Source organism: Rhizomonospora bruguierae, assembly GCF_018397995.1.
Taxonomy (GTDB): Bacteria; Actinomycetota; Actinomycetes; order Mycobacteriales; family Micromonosporaceae; genus Rhizomonospora; species Rhizomonospora bruguierae.
In genome coordinates this window covers 58,514-75,927 of the sequence record NZ_BBQH01000018.1, presented here as the reverse complement: position 1 = coordinate 75,927, position 17,414 = coordinate 58,514, and the positions used below count along the sequence as shown (strand labels likewise).

Genomic DNA, 17,414 nt, shown 5'->3' with positions numbered 1-17,414 from the left:
CCGGACCCGGGCCGGGGCGGACTTCGCGCCGCCCCGTTGACATCGATTTCCGCTCTCCGCCAGGGTGGGGCACGTGACACGAGTTGACGGGGTGAACCGTCCGACGCGCAGCCAGCAGTGGTACGCCGGTACAGACCGCAACGCCTACATCCACCGCGCGTGGATGCGCCGGGGGTTGCCGGCCGACGCGTTCGACGGCCGCCCGCACATCGCGATCGCGAACACCGCGTCCGACCTGACGCCGTGCAACGTCCACCTGGACGAGGTGGCCCGGGCGGTGAAGGACGGCGTGTTCGCGGCCGGCGGCGTCCCGTTGAACCTGCCGGTGGTGTCGCTGGGCGAGACGCAGGTGAAGCCGACCGCGATGCTGTGGCGCAACCTGGCCGCGATGGCCGCGGAGGAGATGCTGCGGGCGAACCCGATCGACGGTGTGGTGCTGCTCGGCGGCTGCGACAAGACGATCCCGTCGCTGCTGATGGCCGCCGCCAGCGTCGACCTGCCCGCGGTCGTGGTGCCCGGCGGCCCGATGCTGACCGGGCACTTCCGCGGCACGGCGCTCGGCTGCGGCACCGACGTGTGGCGGCTGAGCGAGGAGGTCCGCGCCGGCACCCTGTCCGAGGAGGCGTTCCTCGAGTCCGAGTCGGCCACCTACCGCAGCCGCGGGCACTGCAACACGATGGGTACCGCGTCCACGATGGCGTGCGTGACCGAGGCGCTCGGCATGACGATCCCGGGGGTGGCCGGCATCCCGGCGCCGGACAGCCGGCTGCTGGAGCGGGCGCACGCCAGCGGCCGGCTCGCGGTGGACCTGGTCCACGCGGACCGCCGGCCGAGCGCGGTGCTGACCCGCGGCTCGTTCCACAACGCGATCGTCGCGCTGGCCGCGATCGGCGGCTCCACCAACGCGGTCGTGCACCTGCTCGCGATCGCCGGGCGGCTGGGGGTCGAGCTGAGCCTGGACGACTTCGACGCGATCGGCGCGGACGTGCCGCTCCTGGTCGACCTGCAACCCGCCGGCCGGCACCTGATGGATGACTTCCACCGCGCCGGCGGGTTGCTGGCGGCGCTGCGCGAGGTGCGCGACCTGCTCGACCCGGCCGCGATCACCGTCACCGGGCGCCCGTTGGTCGACCATCTCGACGCGGCCGAGGTGTGGGACCGGGAGGTGATCCGCGCGCGGGGCGAGCCGCTGCGGGCGGCGGCCGGCATCGCGGTCCTGCGCGGCAACCTCGCCCCGGACGGTGCCGTGGTCAAGCCCGCCGCCGCCTCGCCGCACCTGCTGCGGCACACCGGCCCCGCGGTCGTCTTCGACAGCATCGAGGACCTGCACGCCCGCCTCGACGATGAGGATCTGGCGGTGGACGAGAACAGCGTGCTGGTGTTGCGCGGCTGCGGGCCGCGCGGGTACCCGGGGATGCCGGAGGTGGGCAACATGCCGCTGCCGGCGAAGCTGCTCGCCCGGGGCGTGCGGGACATGGTCCGGATCAGCGACGCCCGGATGAGCGGCACCGCGTACGGGACGGTCGTGCTGCACGTGGCGCCCGAGGCGGCGGTGGGTGGCGCGCTGGCCCTGGTCCGCGACGGTGACCTCATCGAGATCGATGTTCCCGGGCGGCGGCTGAACCTGCTCGTCCCGGCGGGGGAGCTTGCGCGGCGGGAGCCGGCACCCGCCGCGCGGGCCGCGTACGCCGCGCCGGCCCGGGGTTGGGAACGGCTCTATGTGCAGCACGTGATGCAGGCCGACAAGGGTGCCGACCTGGACTTCCTGGTGGGTTCCAGCGGCGACCGGGTGGCCCGCGAATCGCACTAAGCTGAGCGGGGAAGCACGCAGGGCTTCGACGGGGGTGGGCATGACGACGGGGAACCGCAACCGAAGCCGCCGTGGCCTGGTCGCCGCGGCGCTCGTCGCCGGGGCCGCCGCCGGCCTCGCCTGGCTGGCCCGGGAGGTGCCCGTCCAACTCGGTGCGGGGTCCCGGGGTGCGCGGCTGGAGCGGGTGCGCCGCTCCCCGCAGTTTCGAAAGGGCGCCTTCCACAACACCCTCCCGGCCCGCCCCGTCCCGCGCAGCGCCATGAGGCACGCGGTCCGCGACATGCTCCGCGCCGGCGCGCGTCGCCGGCCGAGCGCGCCGATCCCGCTGCTCTCGGCCGGCCCCGGCGAGTCCGCCGAGTTGGCCGTCATCTGGTACGGGCACAGCAGCGCGCTCGTGGAGGTCGAGGGGAGGCGCGTGCTGCTGGACCCGGTGTGGAGCGAGCGCTGCTCCCCGTCGTCGGTGGTGGGTCCCCGCCGGTTGCACGCGATGCCGGTGGCCCTGGAGGATCTGCCCGCCCTGGACGCCGTGGTCATCTCCCACGACCACTACGACCACCTCGACATGGCGACCGTGCGGGCGCTCGTCCGGTCGCAGCGGGCGCCTTTCGTGGTACCGCTGGGGGTCGGCGCGCACCTGGAGCGCTGGGGTGTGCCGGCGGAGCGGATCGTCGAGCTGGAGTGGGCGGAGGGCGTCGACCTGGGCGGGGTGCGGCTCACCTGCACCGCCGCCCGGCACTTCTCGGGTCGCGGGTTCACCCGGGACACGACCCTCTGGGCGTCCTGGGTGATCGCGGGGGAGCGGCGGAGGGTCTTCTACACCGGGGACACCGGCTACTTCGACGGGTACCGCGCGATCGGCGCCGAGCACGGCCCGTTCGACGCGACGCTGGCCCAGATCGGGGCGTACGGCGAGGCGTGGCCGGACATCCACATGACGCCCGAGGAGGCGATCACCGCCCACCTGGACCTCGGCGGCGGGCTGCTGGTCCCGGTCCACTGGGGCACGTTCGTGCTGGCGCCGCACCCGTGGTCGGAGCCGGTGGACCGGCTGTGGTCGGAGGCGAAGGCGCGGGACGTGCGGATCGCGGTGCCCCGCCCCGGCGAGCGCGTGGATGTCGACGCGCCGCCGGCCGTCGAGGCGTGGTGGCAGCAGGTCGCCTGAGGGGTTTCGTGCCGTTTGCCCGGCCCGCGCCAGGGGTAGCGCCGAGGCCATGACCGAGCCCGACCGACCCGAGCCCGACCGACCCGAGGACCTGATGCCGGACGAGCCGCCGGTGGTGCAGCCGGTCGAAGAGACCGAGGCGTACGCGGAGGCGGTGGACGACGACTCGGTCCTGCCGGAGCTGAACGTGGACCCGCCGCCCGGCCCGGGCCCGCAGCGCCCGAGGGAGCGGTAGGCCGGCTCACCCGCCCTCGCCTTCCCAGGGTCAGCCGGTCGGGAGATTAGAACCGATGGCGGCTGGGTACTTGGGCGCCACTATGAGACCGAGATTCTGGTGGATTTACGCCCCGAGCAGGGGATCCGTCGCTACGATCCCCGACCCCTGACACCGACGGATTCCGCACCGGCAACAGTTGGCTTTCCCCGCGGACGAGGTGCAGGGAGGAACCACCATGACCGCGACACGGACTTTGACGACCACCCGGATCGGGCCCGATGCCGAGCTGACCGAGGCGTTCGAGCAGCTCGCGGGTCGCACAAAGAGCGGCGCGGACAGCGGCGGCGCCGCCGACCTGCTCACCGCCATGGCCGCCCTGCCGCCCGGGCACCCGGACCGGCCCGCGCTGCGCGACCAGGCGATCGAGGCGTTCCTGCCGCTGGCCCGCCACCTGGCGCTGCGCTTCCACGGCCGGGGCGAGCCGCTGGACGACCTGGTGCAGACCGCGATGATCGGGCTGATCAAGGCGGTGGACCGGTGGGATCCCGAGCGGGGTGTGGACTTCGCCGGGTACGCGATCCCGACGATCATCGGGGAGATCAAGCGGCATTTCCGGGACCGCACGTGGGACGTGCGGGTGCCGCGGCGGCTCCAGGAGCTGCAGCTGGCCATCTCGGAGGCGACCAGCAAGCTGACCCAGACGCTGGGCCGCTCGCCGACGGTCGCGGACGTGGCCGCGCACCTGGACATCGGCGAGGAGGAGGTGCTGGAGGGGTTGGAGGGCGCCCGCGCCTACAACGCCACCTCGCTGTCCACCCCGACCACCGCGGACGGCAACACCGAGCTGGGTGACACGCTCGGCGGCGCGGACCCCGAGTTCGAGCTGGCCGAGCTGCGGGTGGCCCTGGGCCCGGCGCTGGCGACGCTGGACGACCGCGAGCAGAAGATCCTCACCTTGCGCTTCTACGGCAACCTGACCCAGTCGCAGATCGCCGAGCGGGTCGGCGTCTCGCAGATGCACGTCTCCCGGCTGCTCGCCCGGGCGCTGACCAAGCTGCGCGGCGAACTCGGCGCCGCCGGATCGGGCTTCTGAGCATCCGGCTAGGACGGCTCGGGCCGGGTCCCCTCGGTCAGCTTGTTGATCACTCCGGTGATCGTGAGCACGTGGGCGACCCGGCCGGTCACCCCGGTCACCAGGTACGGGACGCCCGCCTCGGTGGCCGCGTTGTGCCCGGCGATCAGTACCGAGATGCCGGAGGAGTCCAGGAACGTCACGCCGGTCAGGTCCACGGTCACGGAGGTGGCCGGCCCGGCGATCTCGGCCAGCAGCGTGCGGCGCAGCGTCGCGGCGTGCGACACGTCGATCTCGCCCGTGATCGCGATCACGGCGCCCGCGCCGTCCCCCCTGCTGACCCCGATCTCCATGGCCGTTCCCTCCTTGCCGATCACGCCATCGTGCCACCCCGGAGGGGTTCCCACCCGGCGAGCGGTCAGGCGCCGGCGGCCCGGTGGGCGGCGATCGCGGCGCCGACGATGCCGGCGTTGTTCAGCAGTTCCGCCGTGACCATCGGGGTCCGGATGTCGATCGCGGGGAAGAACTTCTCGGCCTTCTTGCTGACCCCGCCGCCGATGATGAACAGGTCGGGCTGGAACAGCGACTCCACGTGCCGCAGGTACTCCTCGACCCGCCGGGCCCACTTGTCCCAGCCCAGGTCGTGCTGCTCGCGGGCCCGGTCGGAGGCGCGCAGTTCGGCGTCCTCGCCGCGCAGTTCCAGGTGGCCCAGCTCGGTGTTGGGCAGCAGCCTGCCGTCCAGGAACACGGCGCTGCCGATGCCGGTGCCGAAGGTGAGCATGATCACCGTGCCCCGGCGGCCCCGCCCGGCGCCGTAGGTCATCTCGGCGATGCCGGCTGCGTCCGCGTCGTTGACCACGGTGACCGGCCGGTCCAGCGCGGCCGAGAGCAACTCCGCCGCGGGCGCGTCGATCCACGACCGGTCCACGTTCGCGGCGGTCTTCGTGACGCCGCCGACCACGACCGACGGGAAGGTGACGCCCACCCGCTCGGCCGGCCCGAAGTGCTCGGCCACCCGCCGCACGGTGGCGACCACCCGCGCCACGTCGGACCGGTGGGGCGTCGGCTCCCGGTGCCGCTGCTCGGCGAGCGCGCCGGTGACCAGGTCGACCGGCGCGCCCTTGATGCCCGACCCGCCGACGTCGATTCCCAGGATCACTGTTTCGGCCCTCCGCCGTACCGTTTGATCCTCAAGCCTAGTTGCGGGGCGCCCACCCCGCCGACGACTGGCGCGAGCCCGCCCATGTGGCTGTGCGCGGGCCGCTACCGCGCCGCCGTGCGGTTCGGCGTGGGCCGCCGGCCCGATGGGCCGGTGCACTCGGAAGCCGAGCCGGTTCGCCGGTTTACCGGCGCGCAGGCGGGTATCAGCCATCGCCGCGCCCACCCCGCCGTTCCGGTGGGCGAGCTCGTCCGCGGGCGCGGCCCATGGGTACCGGGGTGGACGGGAAGGCGTTAGGGGGTCGTCAGCCCGTCCGCCCCGGCCCTCGAAGCCGGTACTGTGCTGGCGTGCCCCGGACCGTGTGGCGTCTCGTGATCGCCGTTACCGCCGCCGTCGCCGCCGCCTCCTGGATCGAGGGGACGATCAGCCTGCGGGCGTTCACCGTCCAGGTCAACCTGCTGATCGCCGCCTGCTACGGCTGGCTCGCCCTGCGCCCGCCGGCGGCCCGCCGCCCCGCCCGGTACACCGGCCCGCTGCGCGGCGGCGTCCTGGTCGCGGCGCTCGCGCTCAGTGCGATCTTCTTCGCCGAGGGTGGCGACGGCGGTACGCCGCGTTCGCTGCTGGCCCACCTGGTCACCACCCTGCTGGTCCTCGCCGACTGGCTGCTCACCGGCCGCGACGAGCCCGCGCCGCCCCGGTGGCTGCCGGTCGCCTGGCTCGCCTATCCGGTCGCGTACCTGGTCATGACGCTGATCGTCGGTACGCTCATGACCGGGCCGGCGTGGCGCCGGTACCAGTACCCGTTCCTCAACCCGACGGTCCCGGGCTTCCTGGGCCGGATCGCGGTGTTCGCCGCGCTGATCCTGCTGCTCGGCGTCGCCGTCCTCGCCCTCGCCCGGCTCCGTACCCGGCTCTCCTCCCGCCCGCGGCTCTAGCCATCGCGGTTTGTGGTGCCCGCTCCTGGTGGCCGTTGCCGCCCGCCACACGTGCGAGATCGGTGTGGCGGGTTGCGCCCGCCGACGGTCAGGGGCGGCTGGAGTCGCGGACGACGAGTTCGGGCTGGAAGAGGACGCGCCGGTGGCGGTGGTCCGGGTCGGACTCGCCGAGCATCAGGTCGGCGGCGGTGCGGCCGAGCCGGTACTTGGGCTGGCGGACCGAGGTGAGCGGCGTCGACAGCATGCCGGCGAACTCGAGGTCGTGCCTCTGTTTCGTTGATCTTGTCACTTTCTCATCGATCCGTCGGTGGCCTTCGACGGTCCACATTGACCAGGAGAGACCACGAGTACGGGCTGTTGTCAGATGGCCACCCTCTGATAACCTTCTATGTGAGTCCAAACCGGACGGCACCGGGCGCCCACTGGATGGGGAGATGATGTCAAGTACGAGGTACAGCAGAAGTCGCATTCGGGCGATCGCATCTGCCGCCATTGTGGGCACGATGCTGGCCATCGCGGGATTCCCGACAGCGGCATGGGCCGACTATCGTGTGCCAATCAGCGGCGATACCTGGAGTGATTCAGGGGTTTGGTACACGTCAGCTACGTGGCGAACCGTCTCGTTCGCAGACGGGCCATATGTCAGCATCAACATCAGTAAGGCGCCCAAGTTGCGCAGTGGATCGCCTGACTATATCAAGTGGCGAATCAAGGTCACCGATGATGGTCCGACCTATGCCATCAACCAGACGGCATCCACATACACCGATCTTGGCTACTATGGCCCTCCTGGCACCCAATTTAGGAACAAGTTCGCCCGCGGCACCACCTGCTCCAACTGTGACCATTCCTTCTCGGGCAGGATGACCTACTGACCAATCCTCTTGCATTTCATGTGAGTCGTATGTGGGCCTTGAGCAGCGAGGATCACATGCGGCTCGCGTGAGCAATGGAGTGGCCAGCGAGAATGGACTGATTGGCCTAAGGATGTTCGGCAACTATTATGTAACCAGGCGAACTGGATGGGCGCGTGCGGCTGTTCCCTTGCTGATCCCGCTATTGGCCAGCAGTGCCTGCAGTAGCCCATCTGCAGAACGGAAGTATGGAAGCGTGCAGGAGGCAGCGAACGAGTTCCGAGAGGAGTCCAAGAGGTTACAGCTAGGACCGGGGTGGGAGTGGCCCGCGAGTCCCGGGTACCCCGAGCGTGCCGACGACGGCGGTTTGCAAATGTACGAAACCAACACCGGTAGGGTGGATGCCGCCTGGTACTGGCACTGCTCATGGGGTCGCACGTTCTTCTCGACGAGGGATGCGATAGAACGGCGAGCGGCACTGAAACAAGTGCTAGCATTACGTCAATCGGCGTTCTACAAATGGGGTCTCGATGAGGCGGGGCGCAGTAGCCGAGATGCCGTCCTGAATGACGCCAGCGATGGACGGGTTGAGGAGTTGCGGCAAATCATCGACCTCAACTGCCCGGCGGCGCCTGAATGACAGAATCTACGCCGGGAGACCTCCGGACAGCTAGCCCCTCTATCGCGTCCCCATTACTAATGGGGGTCGGGATTGGGGTGGCTGCGGTCGTTCCGGACTTGTTTCCGAACTCGGCAACAGAACTTCTACTGCCCGTTGTCAGTTCCGGGTTCGCCTGGGGATTAGTAGCCCTCCTGGCCGCCATGCTTGCCAACGAGCGGGTGTCGGCCATCAGGTTCGCGATAGGAGCACTCTCGCTGGCAACCGTCACCTACTATACGCTAATAGTATTCCTTAGCCGCCGTTGGTACCACAAACCTGACGCCCTTACCGGCGGCGAGTCATGGTATGGTCTTCTGTCGGTAATTAGGTCGGCAGTTTTCTGGGTCGCCGCATCGGGCTGCGCAGGCCTTATGATGGGAGTCTTGGCTGACATCATGAGGCGCGGCTCCGCGCGAAACAGCACCGTCGCGACGGGAGTGGCGTTCGGATTGCTCGCAGGGCAGGGAACATACGGCCTCTTCCACATCGCAGTGCTCTGGGCTGGACCGTTCGACGCTTTTGCTGTGGATCAACTGCGATCGGCGCTCATCCAGATGCTCTTTGTTGGTGGAGCATTTGCTCTTGTTCTTTGGAATCGAGAAAGGACAGTTTCTTGGCCTGCGCTCGCACTGAGCTTGATGCTCTCGACCATGGCAAGCGCCACTATTTGGCACGCTATTGTGGTCATCAGGACCATGCTATAGGTCGAGTAGCCGGGAGGGATCTCACCTCCAGGCTCTCGCAGATCTGGGCGTAACTACTGGGCGTCCACCACGATGACGACGTCGAGGCGACGGGGGCCGTGGACGCCCTCCACCCGATCAAGCTCGATGTCGCTGGTCGCCGAGGGGCCGGAGACCAGCGTGATGGGGCGTGACGGGTCGGGCAGCGCCGCGAAGCCGGCCGGCACCCCAGCCACGACGCGGCTCGCCGGTACGACGCAGATGTGGTGGTCGGGGACGAGGGTGAGCACGCGGCGACCCTGCACCGGCCCGGTGTCGAGGATCAGGGTGCCGGTCTCGGCGATGGCGACCGCGCACCCGGTGAGGGCGGCGACGCCGGGTGCGTCGAGCCGGGCGACGGTCAGCGGCTCCGGGGCGCCGTCGCGCAGGACGGTTCCGGTCCAGGCGGAGAGCCAGTCCGCGGGGATGTCGGGCGGCGTCGCGACGGCGGTCGCGCCGGCGAGCAGTTCCCCGACGACCGAGCCGACCGACCCGGCCGGGCAGTGGCGAACGTTCGCCTTGTAGTCGACGAGACGGTCGGCGAGCAGAGCGATGACATCGCCGCTGCCCGCGGCGCCCGCCCCCACAAGCGCTGCACCGGAGACCGCTCCGGCGGGTGCGGCGGTGGCCGGTGCGGCGGTGGCGGGCGGTGCGGCGGTGAGGGCGCGCCGGATGCGGCTCAGGATCTCGTCACGCGCGTTCACGGGACCACCATTCGCGGAAGGTCTCGCCGGGCGGCAGCGGGGCGTCCCGGCTGGTCGTCCAGGCCGACAGGGGCCAGGGGAGGCGGCGCAGGGTGTCGCGGCGGCGGCCCAGGCGTAGCGGGGCGGCGCCGCGCCGGGCGGCTCGCAGGGCGGCGGCGTAGCGGCGGCGGTCCCGCATGAGGAAGGAGAGCGCGCGCATCGCCGTGCGCTCCGCCGACGGCCTGCCGCGCTTAGCGTCCACTCCAGACTGTCGAAGGTGGACGAGAATGCGGGGGATGTCGATGCGGACCGGGCAGGCGTCGAAGCAGGCCCCGCACAGCGTGGACGCGTACGGGAGGCTGCGGTTGAAACCGGCGTCCTGGCCGGCGAGCTGCGGGGAGATGATCGCGCCGATCGGGCCGGGGTAGACCGAGCCGTACGCGTGGCCGCCGACCCGCTCGTAGACGGGGCACACGTTGAGGCAGGCCGAGCAGCGGATGCAGCGCAGGGCCTCCCGGCCGTGCGGGTCGGCGAGGGTGGCCGTCCGGCCGTTGTCCAGCAGGACGATGTGCACGTTCTGCGGGCCGTCGCCGGGCGTCACGCCGGTCCACAGGGAGGTGTACGGGTTCATCCGCTCGCCGGTCGAGGAGCGGGGCAGCAGTTGGAGGAACACGTCCAGGTCGGCGAAGCGGGGCAGGAGCTTCTCGATGCCGACCACGGAGATCAGCGTCTCGGGCAGGGTGAGGCACATCCGGCCGTTGCCCTCGCTTTCGACCACGACCAGCGTGCCGGTCTCGGCGATGGCGAAGTTGGCGCCGGAGATGCCGACCTTCGCGGTGAGGAACTTCGCCCGCAGGTGCCGCCGGGCGGCTTCGGCGAGGGCGGCCGGCGCGTCGCCGAGGTCCGGGTCGACGCCCGCCATGCGGGCGCGGAAGATGTCGCGGATCTGCCCCCGGTTGTAGTGGATCGCGGGCACCAGGATGTGTGACGGTGCGTCGTCGGCGAGTTGGACGATCAGTTCGGCGAGGTCCGTCTCCACGGCGGCGATGCCGGCCTCGGCGAGTGTCTCGTTCAGCCGGATTTCCTGGGTGACCATCGACTTGACCTTCACCACCTCGGTCGTACCGGTGGATCGGACCAGGTCGGTGACGATCGCGCTGGCCTCGGTGGCGTCCCGGGCCCAGTGCACGGTGGCGCCCCGGGCGGTGGCGGCGGCCTCGAACTGCTCCAGCAGCGCGGGCAGCCGGGCGAGCGCGTCGTCCTTGGTCGCCGCGCCGGCCCACCGCAGGGCCTCCCATTCGGGTACCTCGCCGACCACCCGCAGCCGCTTGTCCCGGATCGTGTGGGTGGCCCGGCGCAGGTTCGTCCGCAGTTGCGCGTCGCCCAGTTCCCTGGCCGCGTACCGGGGGAAGGGCAGCGGGGTGACGATGTGCCCGCTACCTCTATCCACTGTGGTCATTGTGCCCCCTCGCTGGCGAGGATCTCGGCGTAGTGGATGGGACGCGCGCCGCCGCCGGCCCCCCGGGAGAGGCCGCCGCCGATGTGCGCCAGGCAGGAGTTGTCCACCGCGGCCACGTACTGCGCCCCGGTGGCGGCGATGGCGGCGCACTTGTCGGCCAGCATGGCGCCCGAGACGCCGGCGTTCTTCACCGCGAACGTGCCGCCGAAGCCGCAGCACTCCGCCGCGCCGGGCAGGTCGGCCAGGTCGATCCCGCCGACCGCGCGCAGCAGCGCCAGCGGGCGGTCGCCCAGGCGCAGCATGCGCAGGCCGTGGCAGGTCGGGTGGTAGGTGACCCGGTACGGGAAGCGGGCGCCCACGTCGGTCACCCCGAGCACGTCCACCAGCAGTTCGGACAGCTCGTACGTGCGGGGTGCCACGGCGCTCACGGCGGCCGCCAGGCCCGGGTCGCCCTCGGCGAGGTGGGGGTACGAATCGCGGACCATCGCCACGCACGACCCGGAGGGCCCGACCACCGCGTCGTACCCGGCGAAGGCGTCGACGAAGCGGCGCACGAGCGGCATCGCCTCGGCCCGGTACCCGCTGTTGGCGTGCATCTGCCCGCAGCAGGTCTGCTCGGCGGGGAACTCCACGGTGTGCCCCAGCCGCTCCAGCACCCGGACGACCGCCCGGCCGGTGCCGGGGAACATCAGGTCGTTGACGCAGGTGATGAACAGTGCGATGCGCATACGGTCGCCTCATCGAAGAAGGGCAGGTGGCGCTGCCGGGACGCGTCGAGATGGTCGCGCATCGCCGCGGCGGCGCCGGCCGGGTCCCCGGTCAGGACGGCGTCGACGACGCGGTGGTGCTCCCGGGCGCTGACCCCGAAGTGCGCGGCGGGGAAGTGCAGCCGGAACAGGTGCAGGTGTGGACGCAGCCGCACCACGGACTCGTGCAGCATCCGGTTGCCGGCCAGCTCGGCGAGCAGGTTGTGGAACCGGGCGTCCTGCGCGGTGAACGCCGCGTACCCGGCCCAGCCGTGGTGCCCCTCCGGCCCGGGCAGGTCGGCCTCGGCCCGCAGGTGGTCGGCGGCCGACGCGTCCAGCTCGCCGGCGGCGGACCGGCGGGCGGCACGCTCGGCGGCGGGCACCTCGAGGATCGCCCGCATCTCGAACAGCTCCTCGAACTCCTCCCGGGTGAGCAGCGGGGTGGCGGTGTACCCGGCGAGCGGGCGCTTGCGGACCAGCCCGTCGGCCTCCAGCCGGGCGAGGGCCTCGCGGACCGGGGTCGCCGAGACCTGGAGTTGCCGGGCGAGCGCGTCGATGGTGATCCGGGCGCCGGGCGCGACCGCGTGGTCCATGAGCAGGCCGCGCAGGGACTCGTACACGTCGTCGCTGAGGACCAACCGGCGGGCGGGTCGCATGATCGTGGATCCTATACGATCCTTCGCCGTCCCTCCATCGGGGGAACGGGATATCGATTTTCACGGGTGGCCGTCAGCTTACGGATTGTGTGCGTCGCGGCCGGTGGTGTGGGGTAGTCCCATAGCCCGAGGAACCTACGGGGTCCCTTCCGCCGATCCGCTTTCCGGCCCGCCCCGACCGGGAAGCCTGGAGGAGACGATGGTCAGGCCGTCTGCCGGCAACCGCGGCGGCAACGGGCGTCCCGCCCGGTTCCGGTTCCGGCCCCGCGCACCCCGGCAGCGCTCCGGCAACCGCATGCCCTACCCGGACGAGCGCGCACAACCCCAGCAGCACGGCACCCGGTACGGCGCCGAGGCGGACGACCCCCGGGTGGAGCCGACCCCGCCGAACGAAGACGATTTCGCACCCGATGAGCGGCCAGCCGGGCGCGACGCGCCCCCGCTCGCCGTCGTCCTGGGAATGACCAGGGGCAACGGCCCGATCGCCGGGCCGGCCCGCGCCCTCGGCATCGCCCTGCTCGCCTCCGGGGCGCTGGTCCTCGCCTGCCTGATCGCCCTCGTGCTCTGGGCGCTCAAGGCGCTGCTCTAAGCCGGGTCGGCCGCGGCCTGGGCGCCGCTGTCGGCCAGGTCGACGACGATCGGGGCGTGGTCGGAGGGGCCCTTGCCCTTGCGCGCCTCCCGGTCCACGTACGCGTCCCGCACCCGCTCGGCGACGCCCTCGGTCACGTACACCAGGTCGATGCGCATGCCCTTGTTCTGGTGGAACATGCCGGCCCGGTAGTCCCAGTACGTAAAGGGATGCGGACCCTTCAGCGGCCGGGGGACCACGTCGTGCAGTCCGGTGGCGCGCAGCGCGGCGAGGGCCGCCCGCTCCGGGGCCGTGACGTGCGTCGAGTCCACGAAGACCGCCGGGTCCCACACGTCCGCGTCGGTCGGCGCGACGTTGAAGTCGCCGCAGACCGCCACCTCCGCCCCGGCGGACACGTCCACCGCGACCGTGTCCCGCAGCGCCTCGAACCAGGCCAGCTTGTACCCGTAGTGCGGCGAGTCCGGCACCCGCCCGTTCGGCACGTAGACGGACCAGATGCGCACGCCCGCGCAGGTGGCGGCGATGGCGCGGGGCTCCGGTTCGGGGAAGCCGGGTTTGCCGACGAGCCCCCGGGTGACGTCCGCCAGCCCGACCTGGGACAGCAGCGCCACGCCGTTCCACCGGCCGTCGCCGTGCGCGGCGGTCTCGTACCCCAGGTCGGCGACCTCCGCCGCGGGGAACTCGGCCGCGGCGCACTTCGTCTCCTGCAGGCACACCACGTCCGGCCGGGTGGCGGCCAGCCACTCCAGCAGTCGCGGCAGCCGCGACCGCACCGAGTTCACGTTCCAGGTAGCAAGACGCATCTCTCCATCTTCGCCGGTGCGTCGGACGGGTGGGCACAGCGTCACGGAGCGGATGCGTTCCGTGGGCGAGTAGTGACAGAAGGTGTAACGCTTGGATAGTGTCCGATTCCATGCGCCTGCGGCTGAGCATCTCCGGTACCGATGACGCGCCGGACCTGGAGGCGCTGCGGTCGCTGAGATCCTGGCTCGCGGACGAGCCGTCGGTGCGCCGGTACGCCCGGATCCAGTGGGGCGGTGCGGCGGCAGAGAGGGAGCTGGGTACCGCCGTGGACGTGGTGTCCCTGGTCCTCGGCACCGGAATCTCCACTGTGCAGCTGCTGCTGGCGATCGCGCAGTGGCGGGCCTCGCGCCCGGTACCGCCGACCGTCACGGTCACCCGCACCGAGCCGGACGGCGCCACGGTGCGGATCGAGGCCACCGACGCGGAGGCGCTCGCCGCCGCGGCCGGGGTGTTGGAAGGGCGCTAGCCGATGGCGGAGCTGGCCGAGCCGCGACTGTCCCGGGTGGTCCTGATTGGCAACGGGCGGTACAGCCACCCGGACCTCGAGGACGTGCCGGCGGTCCTGCGCAACGTCACCGGGCTGCGCGGCGTGTTCACCGACCCGGAGCTGGGGGGCGTGCCGGCCGACCACTGCGTCGCGCTGGTCGACGAGGCGGACGACGCGGTGGTCGCCCGCACCGTGCGCGAGGCCGCCGCCGAGACCCACCCCGATGGGCTGCTGCTCGTCTACTACGCCGGCCACGGCCTCATCGACCCGTTCGATGGCAGCCTGGTTCTGGCCCTGGCCGACACCGACCCGTCCACCCCGTACGAGGCCGGGCTGCGGTACGAGTTGCTGCGCCGGGCCATCGCCGGCAGCCCGGCCCGGCGCCGCGTGGTGATCCTGGACTGCTGCTACGCCGGCCGGGCCACCGCCGAGCTGGCCGGGGAGACGGCCGGCACCACCACGGTCGCGGACCGGGCCGAGATCGACCAGACGTGCCTGCTGGTCTCCGCGCCCCGCAACCGGACCGCGAAGGCGCTACCCGGCGAGCCGTACACCGCGTTCACCGGGGAGCTGCTGCGGGTCCTGCGGGGCGGCCTGCCCGACCAGCCGGCCGTGCTGGACGTGCGCACCGTCTGGCTGGAGGTGCGCCGGGCGCTGGCCGCGCGCGGGTTCGAGCTTCCGGACATCCGGGCGGGCAACGCCGGCGACGGGGTCCCGCTGGTCCGCAACGCGGCGCGGGGGCAGCGCGACTTCGTCGGCAAGGTGCTGGTCGCCTCGGCCGCGACCACCGAGCGGGACCTGCACCAGGCGGTCGTGCTGGTGCTGCGGCACGAGCGGGCGCGGGGCGCGATCGGGGTGCGGATCAACAAGCCGGTCTGGCGGGTGCCGGTGGACTTCCCCGAGGGCTGGCGGCGGCTGCTGAAGGAGCCGGCGCTGGTCTTCGACGGCGGCCCGCTGAACACCGCCGAGGGGTACATCGCGGCGGCCCTGCAGTGGCCGGGCCGGGACGCGCCGGTACGGTTCCAGCGGGTCAGGGACCGGCTCGGCGTGATCGCGCTGTCCACCGACCCGGCGCCGCTGCCGACGCTGCTGTCCAGCGTGCGGCTGTTCTCCGGCTACCTGGGCTGGGGGCCCGACCAGTTGGAGGCGGACATCGACGAGGGCGTGCTGCTGCGCACCGACGCGCCCACCAGCATCGCGGTGCAGTCCGAACGACCCGAGGAACTGTGGACCAGCCTGCACCAGCGGGGCGCGTAACCGGGAAGGAGGAGTCCGGTGCCGGAATCCACCGGCGAGGACGCGCTGGTCGAGCGGCTCGTGCGCGCGGTCGGCCGGGGCGAGCAGGTGACCCTGCTCGTCGGCTCCGGGGTGAGCGCGCTCGCGGTGCCCCGGCTCGCCCGGATGCTGGAGCACGCCGAGCGGTACGCCGCGGGCGTCGGCGACGACGGCGACCTGAGCGACGCGCTCGCCCAGGCCCGCGCCGAGCAGGGCCCGGACGCCCGGGTGCTGGACGTCTACGTCGCGTACCGGAAGGTGTTCGCGGACTGGGTCTCGCCGTTCGAGTTCGACGTGGTGGCCCAGCAGGCGGTGCTGGACGCGTACCGCCCGCCGGACCTGTTCGATTCGCCGCTGGCCGCGCACGGCATCTGGCAGCGGGTGGACCTGCGCCTCGGCGAGCACGTGGAGAACAGCACCGAGTGGTGGGACCTCCCGCCGGGGGTGGAGGCGCTCGGCCGGCTGCTGGCGACCCGCCCGAACGAGTTCGGCAACCGGCTGCTGACCACGAACTTCGATCCGTTGGTGGAGGTGGCGGTCCGCGGCGCGGAGGGGCGGGCGGTCAGCATCCCGGTGGACCCGCACGGCTCCGCGCCCGTGCCGGCCGGCACCGAGGGCTCGATCCGCGTCTACCACCTGCACGGCTTCTGGCGGCCGTCGCTGCGCATGGGCGGCCCCGGCCTGCTGCACGACCCGGGCGCCCTGACCCACCCGGCGCGCCGGATGGTCCGCGCCGTCGCCGACCTGATCACCGGCGACGTGGTCTGCGCCGTCGGGTACGGCGGCTGGGACGACGCGGTGGTCGGCGCGCTGCGCGAGGTGGCCCGGCTGCGGCCGGTCGAGCTGCTGTGGGCGCTGCACGGCGAGGAGCCGGAGCGGACCGGCGCGGTGGAGGAGCGGGCCAAGCTGGCCGGCGCGGTCACGTTCTTCCCCGGCGTGGACGCCGACCGGCTGTTCCCCCGGCTGGCGCAGCGCCTGGACGTGCCGATGATCTCGCGGGGCGGCGATGCCCGGCGCCGGTTCCGGCATCCGGCCTGGGAGCGCGAGCTGCTCTCCGCGCCGGGCAACACCCCGCCGGACGACATCCTCCGGCTGCTGCGCCAACTCGACCAGCGGTACGGCTGGGGTCTGGAGTGGGCGGACCGGCCGCAGGCGCCCACGCTGGTGTTCTGGCCGATCCGGCTGCGGTCGCGCCCGTCGGTGATCCACGCGGTGCAGGCGTTCGGGGCCGGTGCGCTCTCCGAGCGGGGCGCCCGCGTGGTGGTCTGCCTGGACGACTTCGGCGTCACCCAGCGGGCCGAGTACACCGAGCGGTTCCGCCACGAACTGCTGCGCTGGCTGCGCCGCATCCACCCGGACGCCGACCCGCAGTTCTCGTCCCTCCAGGACTTCATCGAGGACCCGGACCGCCCGGCCGGCGGCGGCGACCTGGCGACGCTGCGCCGCCCGGTCGACCCGTGGCAGGTCGCCCGCGCCTTCTACGGTTCGCACAACCCGTCGGTCTACAGCCTGCTGGCGGGGTTGAAGGTGGTGCCGAACCTGGCGCTGCGGGAGCTGTCCGACGAGGCCAAGGCCAAGGAGATCGTCCAGGCGCTGCTGCGCAAGGACGCGAACCGGCTGCTCACCCCGCTCACCCAGTGGTCGCTGCTGCACCAGGTGCTGCGCACGGAGAACGCGGACCACGTGATGACGCTCGGTGGGCGCAACGAGGGCTTCCTGTGGGGGCTGTACCGGGAGGCGTTTGACCTGAACGTCAACCACCTGTACAACCCGTACATCAAGAGCCTGACCAACGAGTCGCTGATGGTCCGCTGGTCGAGTGTGGACGAGTTGCGCCGGCACCTCCAGCGGGCGTACGAGCGCGGCGGTTGGCGGGAGCACGAGGGTCACTACATCCCCTGGCTGGTGCAGAACGCGCTGCTGCTGCCGATCTACCTGGCCCGCGAGGACTTCCCCGACCTGGGCGGGTACCGGCTGGACTCGTGGGCGGGGTTCGCCGCCGCCCTGGAGGCCGGGCTGCCCGTCCTGGACCTGCTGGCCGAACGGGTCTCGCAGTTCTACCTGGGCGAGCAGCAGGGGTGAGGCCGGGCGCGTGGTGCCCGGGGAAGGTGTGGCCGAAGAGC

At 72.1% G+C, this 17,414-nt stretch carries 20 protein-coding genes; 12 read left to right on the top strand and 8 right to left on the bottom strand.

From position 1 onward, the window contains the following. The first annotated feature begins 73 nt into the window (after positions 1-73). From KJS59_RS09785 to KJS59_RS09770, 4 genes are all read left to right on the top strand, one after another. Positions 74-1,810 (top strand): IlvD/Edd family dehydratase, encoded by a 1,737-nt coding sequence (locus KJS59_RS09785; RefSeq protein ID WP_213452267.1) that lies wholly within the window; start codon positions 74-76, stop codon positions 1,808-1,810. A gap of 40 nt (positions 1,811-1,850) precedes the next feature. Further along, positions 1,851-2,972, top strand: coding sequence for an MBL fold metallo-hydrolase (locus KJS59_RS09780; protein WP_213452265.1), 1,122 nt, complete (start codon positions 1,851-1,853; stop codon positions 2,970-2,972). A 49-nt stretch (positions 2,973-3,021) separates the two neighbouring features. Further along, complete coding sequence (locus KJS59_RS09775) at positions 3,022-3,207, top strand: hypothetical protein (protein ID WP_213452263.1); 186 nt, start codon at positions 3,022-3,024, stop codon at positions 3,205-3,207. 349 nt (positions 3,208-3,556) lie between these two features. Next, a complete protein-coding gene (locus KJS59_RS09770; protein WP_249714027.1) occupies positions 3,557-4,282 on the top strand; it encodes a SigB/SigF/SigG family RNA polymerase sigma factor in 726 nt (241 codons plus the stop codon). A gap of 8 nt (positions 4,283-4,290) precedes the next feature. On the opposite strand, the gene KJS59_RS09765 is transcribed toward KJS59_RS09770, so the two are convergent. Then, the gene (locus tag KJS59_RS09765) at positions 4,291-4,614 is read right to left on the bottom strand and encodes an STAS domain-containing protein (RefSeq protein WP_213452261.1); all 324 of its coding nucleotides are present in this window, start codon (positions 4,612-4,614) and stop codon (positions 4,291-4,293) included. Positions 4,615-4,679: 65 nt separating this feature from the next. Then, a complete protein-coding gene (gene ppgK / locus KJS59_RS09760) occupies positions 4,680-5,420 on the bottom strand; it encodes a polyphosphate--glucose phosphotransferase (protein ID WP_249714015.1) in 741 nt (246 codons plus the stop codon). 347 nt (positions 5,421-5,767) lie between these two features. Between ppgK and KJS59_RS09755 the strand changes: the two genes are divergently transcribed. After that, on the top strand, positions 5,768-6,355 hold the full coding sequence (locus tag KJS59_RS09755; protein WP_213452259.1) for a hypothetical protein: 588 nt from the start codon (positions 5,768-5,770) through the stop codon (positions 6,353-6,355). Positions 6,356-6,443: 88 nt separating this feature from the next. Here the strand turns inward: KJS59_RS09755 and KJS59_RS31045 are convergent, their stop codons facing one another. After that, positions 6,444-6,644, bottom strand: coding sequence for a substrate-binding domain-containing protein (locus KJS59_RS31045; RefSeq protein ID WP_249714014.1), 201 nt, complete (start codon positions 6,642-6,644; stop codon positions 6,444-6,446). A gap of 214 nt (positions 6,645-6,858) precedes the next feature. Between KJS59_RS31045 and KJS59_RS09745 the strand changes: the two genes are divergently transcribed. The 3 genes from KJS59_RS09745 (at position 6,859) to KJS59_RS09735 (ending at position 8,574) form a co-directional block, all read left to right on the top strand. After that, positions 6,859-7,230 carry a hypothetical protein gene (locus tag KJS59_RS09745; protein WP_213452255.1) on the top strand — a complete coding sequence of 124 codons (372 nt, stop codon included), beginning with the start codon at positions 6,859-6,861 and terminating at the stop codon, positions 7,228-7,230. Positions 7,231-7,582: 352 nt separating this feature from the next. Beyond that, on the top strand, positions 7,583-7,849 hold the full coding sequence (locus KJS59_RS09740; RefSeq protein ID WP_213452253.1) for a hypothetical protein: 267 nt from the start codon (positions 7,583-7,585) through the stop codon (positions 7,847-7,849). Between the two features lie 77 nt (positions 7,850-7,926). Beyond that, a complete protein-coding gene (locus KJS59_RS09735) occupies positions 7,927-8,574 on the top strand; it encodes a hypothetical protein (RefSeq protein WP_213452251.1) in 648 nt (215 codons plus the stop codon). Positions 8,575-8,627: 53 nt separating this feature from the next. Here the strand turns inward: KJS59_RS09735 and KJS59_RS09730 are convergent, their stop codons facing one another. The 4 genes from KJS59_RS09730 to KJS59_RS09715 are packed head-to-tail and all read right to left on the bottom strand — an operon-like array spanning position 8,628 to position 12,136. After that, positions 8,628-9,296 carry a LutC/YkgG family protein gene (locus tag KJS59_RS09730; protein ID WP_213452249.1) on the bottom strand — a complete coding sequence of 223 codons (669 nt, stop codon included), beginning with the start codon at positions 9,294-9,296 and terminating at the stop codon, positions 8,628-8,630. Next, entirely contained in the window at positions 9,283-10,734 is a 1,452-nt protein-coding gene (locus KJS59_RS09725; RefSeq protein WP_213452248.1) for a LutB/LldF family L-lactate oxidation iron-sulfur protein, read from the bottom strand. The genes KJS59_RS09730 and KJS59_RS09725 overlap by 14 nt, the downstream gene beginning before the upstream one ends. Further along, on the bottom strand, positions 10,731-11,462 hold the full coding sequence (locus KJS59_RS09720; protein WP_213452246.1) for a (Fe-S)-binding protein: 732 nt from the start codon (positions 11,460-11,462) through the stop codon (positions 10,731-10,733). Before KJS59_RS09720 ends, KJS59_RS09725 begins: the two co-directional genes overlap by 4 nt. Beyond that, positions 11,423-12,136 carry a GntR family transcriptional regulator gene (locus tag KJS59_RS09715; protein ID WP_213452244.1) on the bottom strand — a complete coding sequence of 238 codons (714 nt, stop codon included), beginning with the start codon at positions 12,134-12,136 and terminating at the stop codon, positions 11,423-11,425. The genes KJS59_RS09720 and KJS59_RS09715 overlap by 40 nt, the downstream gene beginning before the upstream one ends. 199 nt (positions 12,137-12,335) lie before the next feature. Here KJS59_RS09715 and KJS59_RS09710 point away from each other — a divergent pair, with 199 nt between their 5' ends. Further along, positions 12,336-12,725, top strand: coding sequence for a hypothetical protein (locus KJS59_RS09710; RefSeq protein ID WP_213452242.1), 390 nt, complete (start codon positions 12,336-12,338; stop codon positions 12,723-12,725). Here the strand turns inward: KJS59_RS09710 and KJS59_RS09705 are convergent. Further along, the gene (locus KJS59_RS09705; protein ID WP_213452241.1) at positions 12,722-13,528 is read right to left on the bottom strand and encodes an exodeoxyribonuclease III; all 807 of its coding nucleotides are present in this window, start codon (positions 13,526-13,528) and stop codon (positions 12,722-12,724) included. The genes KJS59_RS09710 and KJS59_RS09705 overlap by 4 nt on opposite strands. Before the next feature lie 110 nt (positions 13,529-13,638). On the opposite strand from KJS59_RS09705, the gene KJS59_RS09700 reads away from it, so the two are divergent. The 3 genes from KJS59_RS09700 to KJS59_RS09690 are packed head-to-tail and all read left to right on the top strand — an operon-like array spanning position 13,639 to position 17,373. After that, positions 13,639-13,995: an effector-associated constant component EACC1 gene (locus KJS59_RS09700; protein ID WP_213452239.1), complete on the top strand. Its 357-nt coding sequence runs from the start codon at positions 13,639-13,641 to the stop codon at positions 13,993-13,995. Between the two features lie 3 nt (positions 13,996-13,998). Beyond that, the gene (locus tag KJS59_RS09695; RefSeq protein WP_213452237.1) at positions 13,999-15,273 is read left to right on the top strand and encodes a YqgE/AlgH family protein; all 1,275 of its coding nucleotides are present in this window, start codon (positions 13,999-14,001) and stop codon (positions 15,271-15,273) included. 18 nt (positions 15,274-15,291) lie between these two features. Beyond that, entirely contained in the window at positions 15,292-17,373 is a 2,082-nt protein-coding gene (locus tag KJS59_RS09690) for an SIR2 family protein (protein ID WP_213452236.1), read from the top strand. The last annotated feature ends 41 nt before the right edge of the window (positions 17,374-17,414 follow it).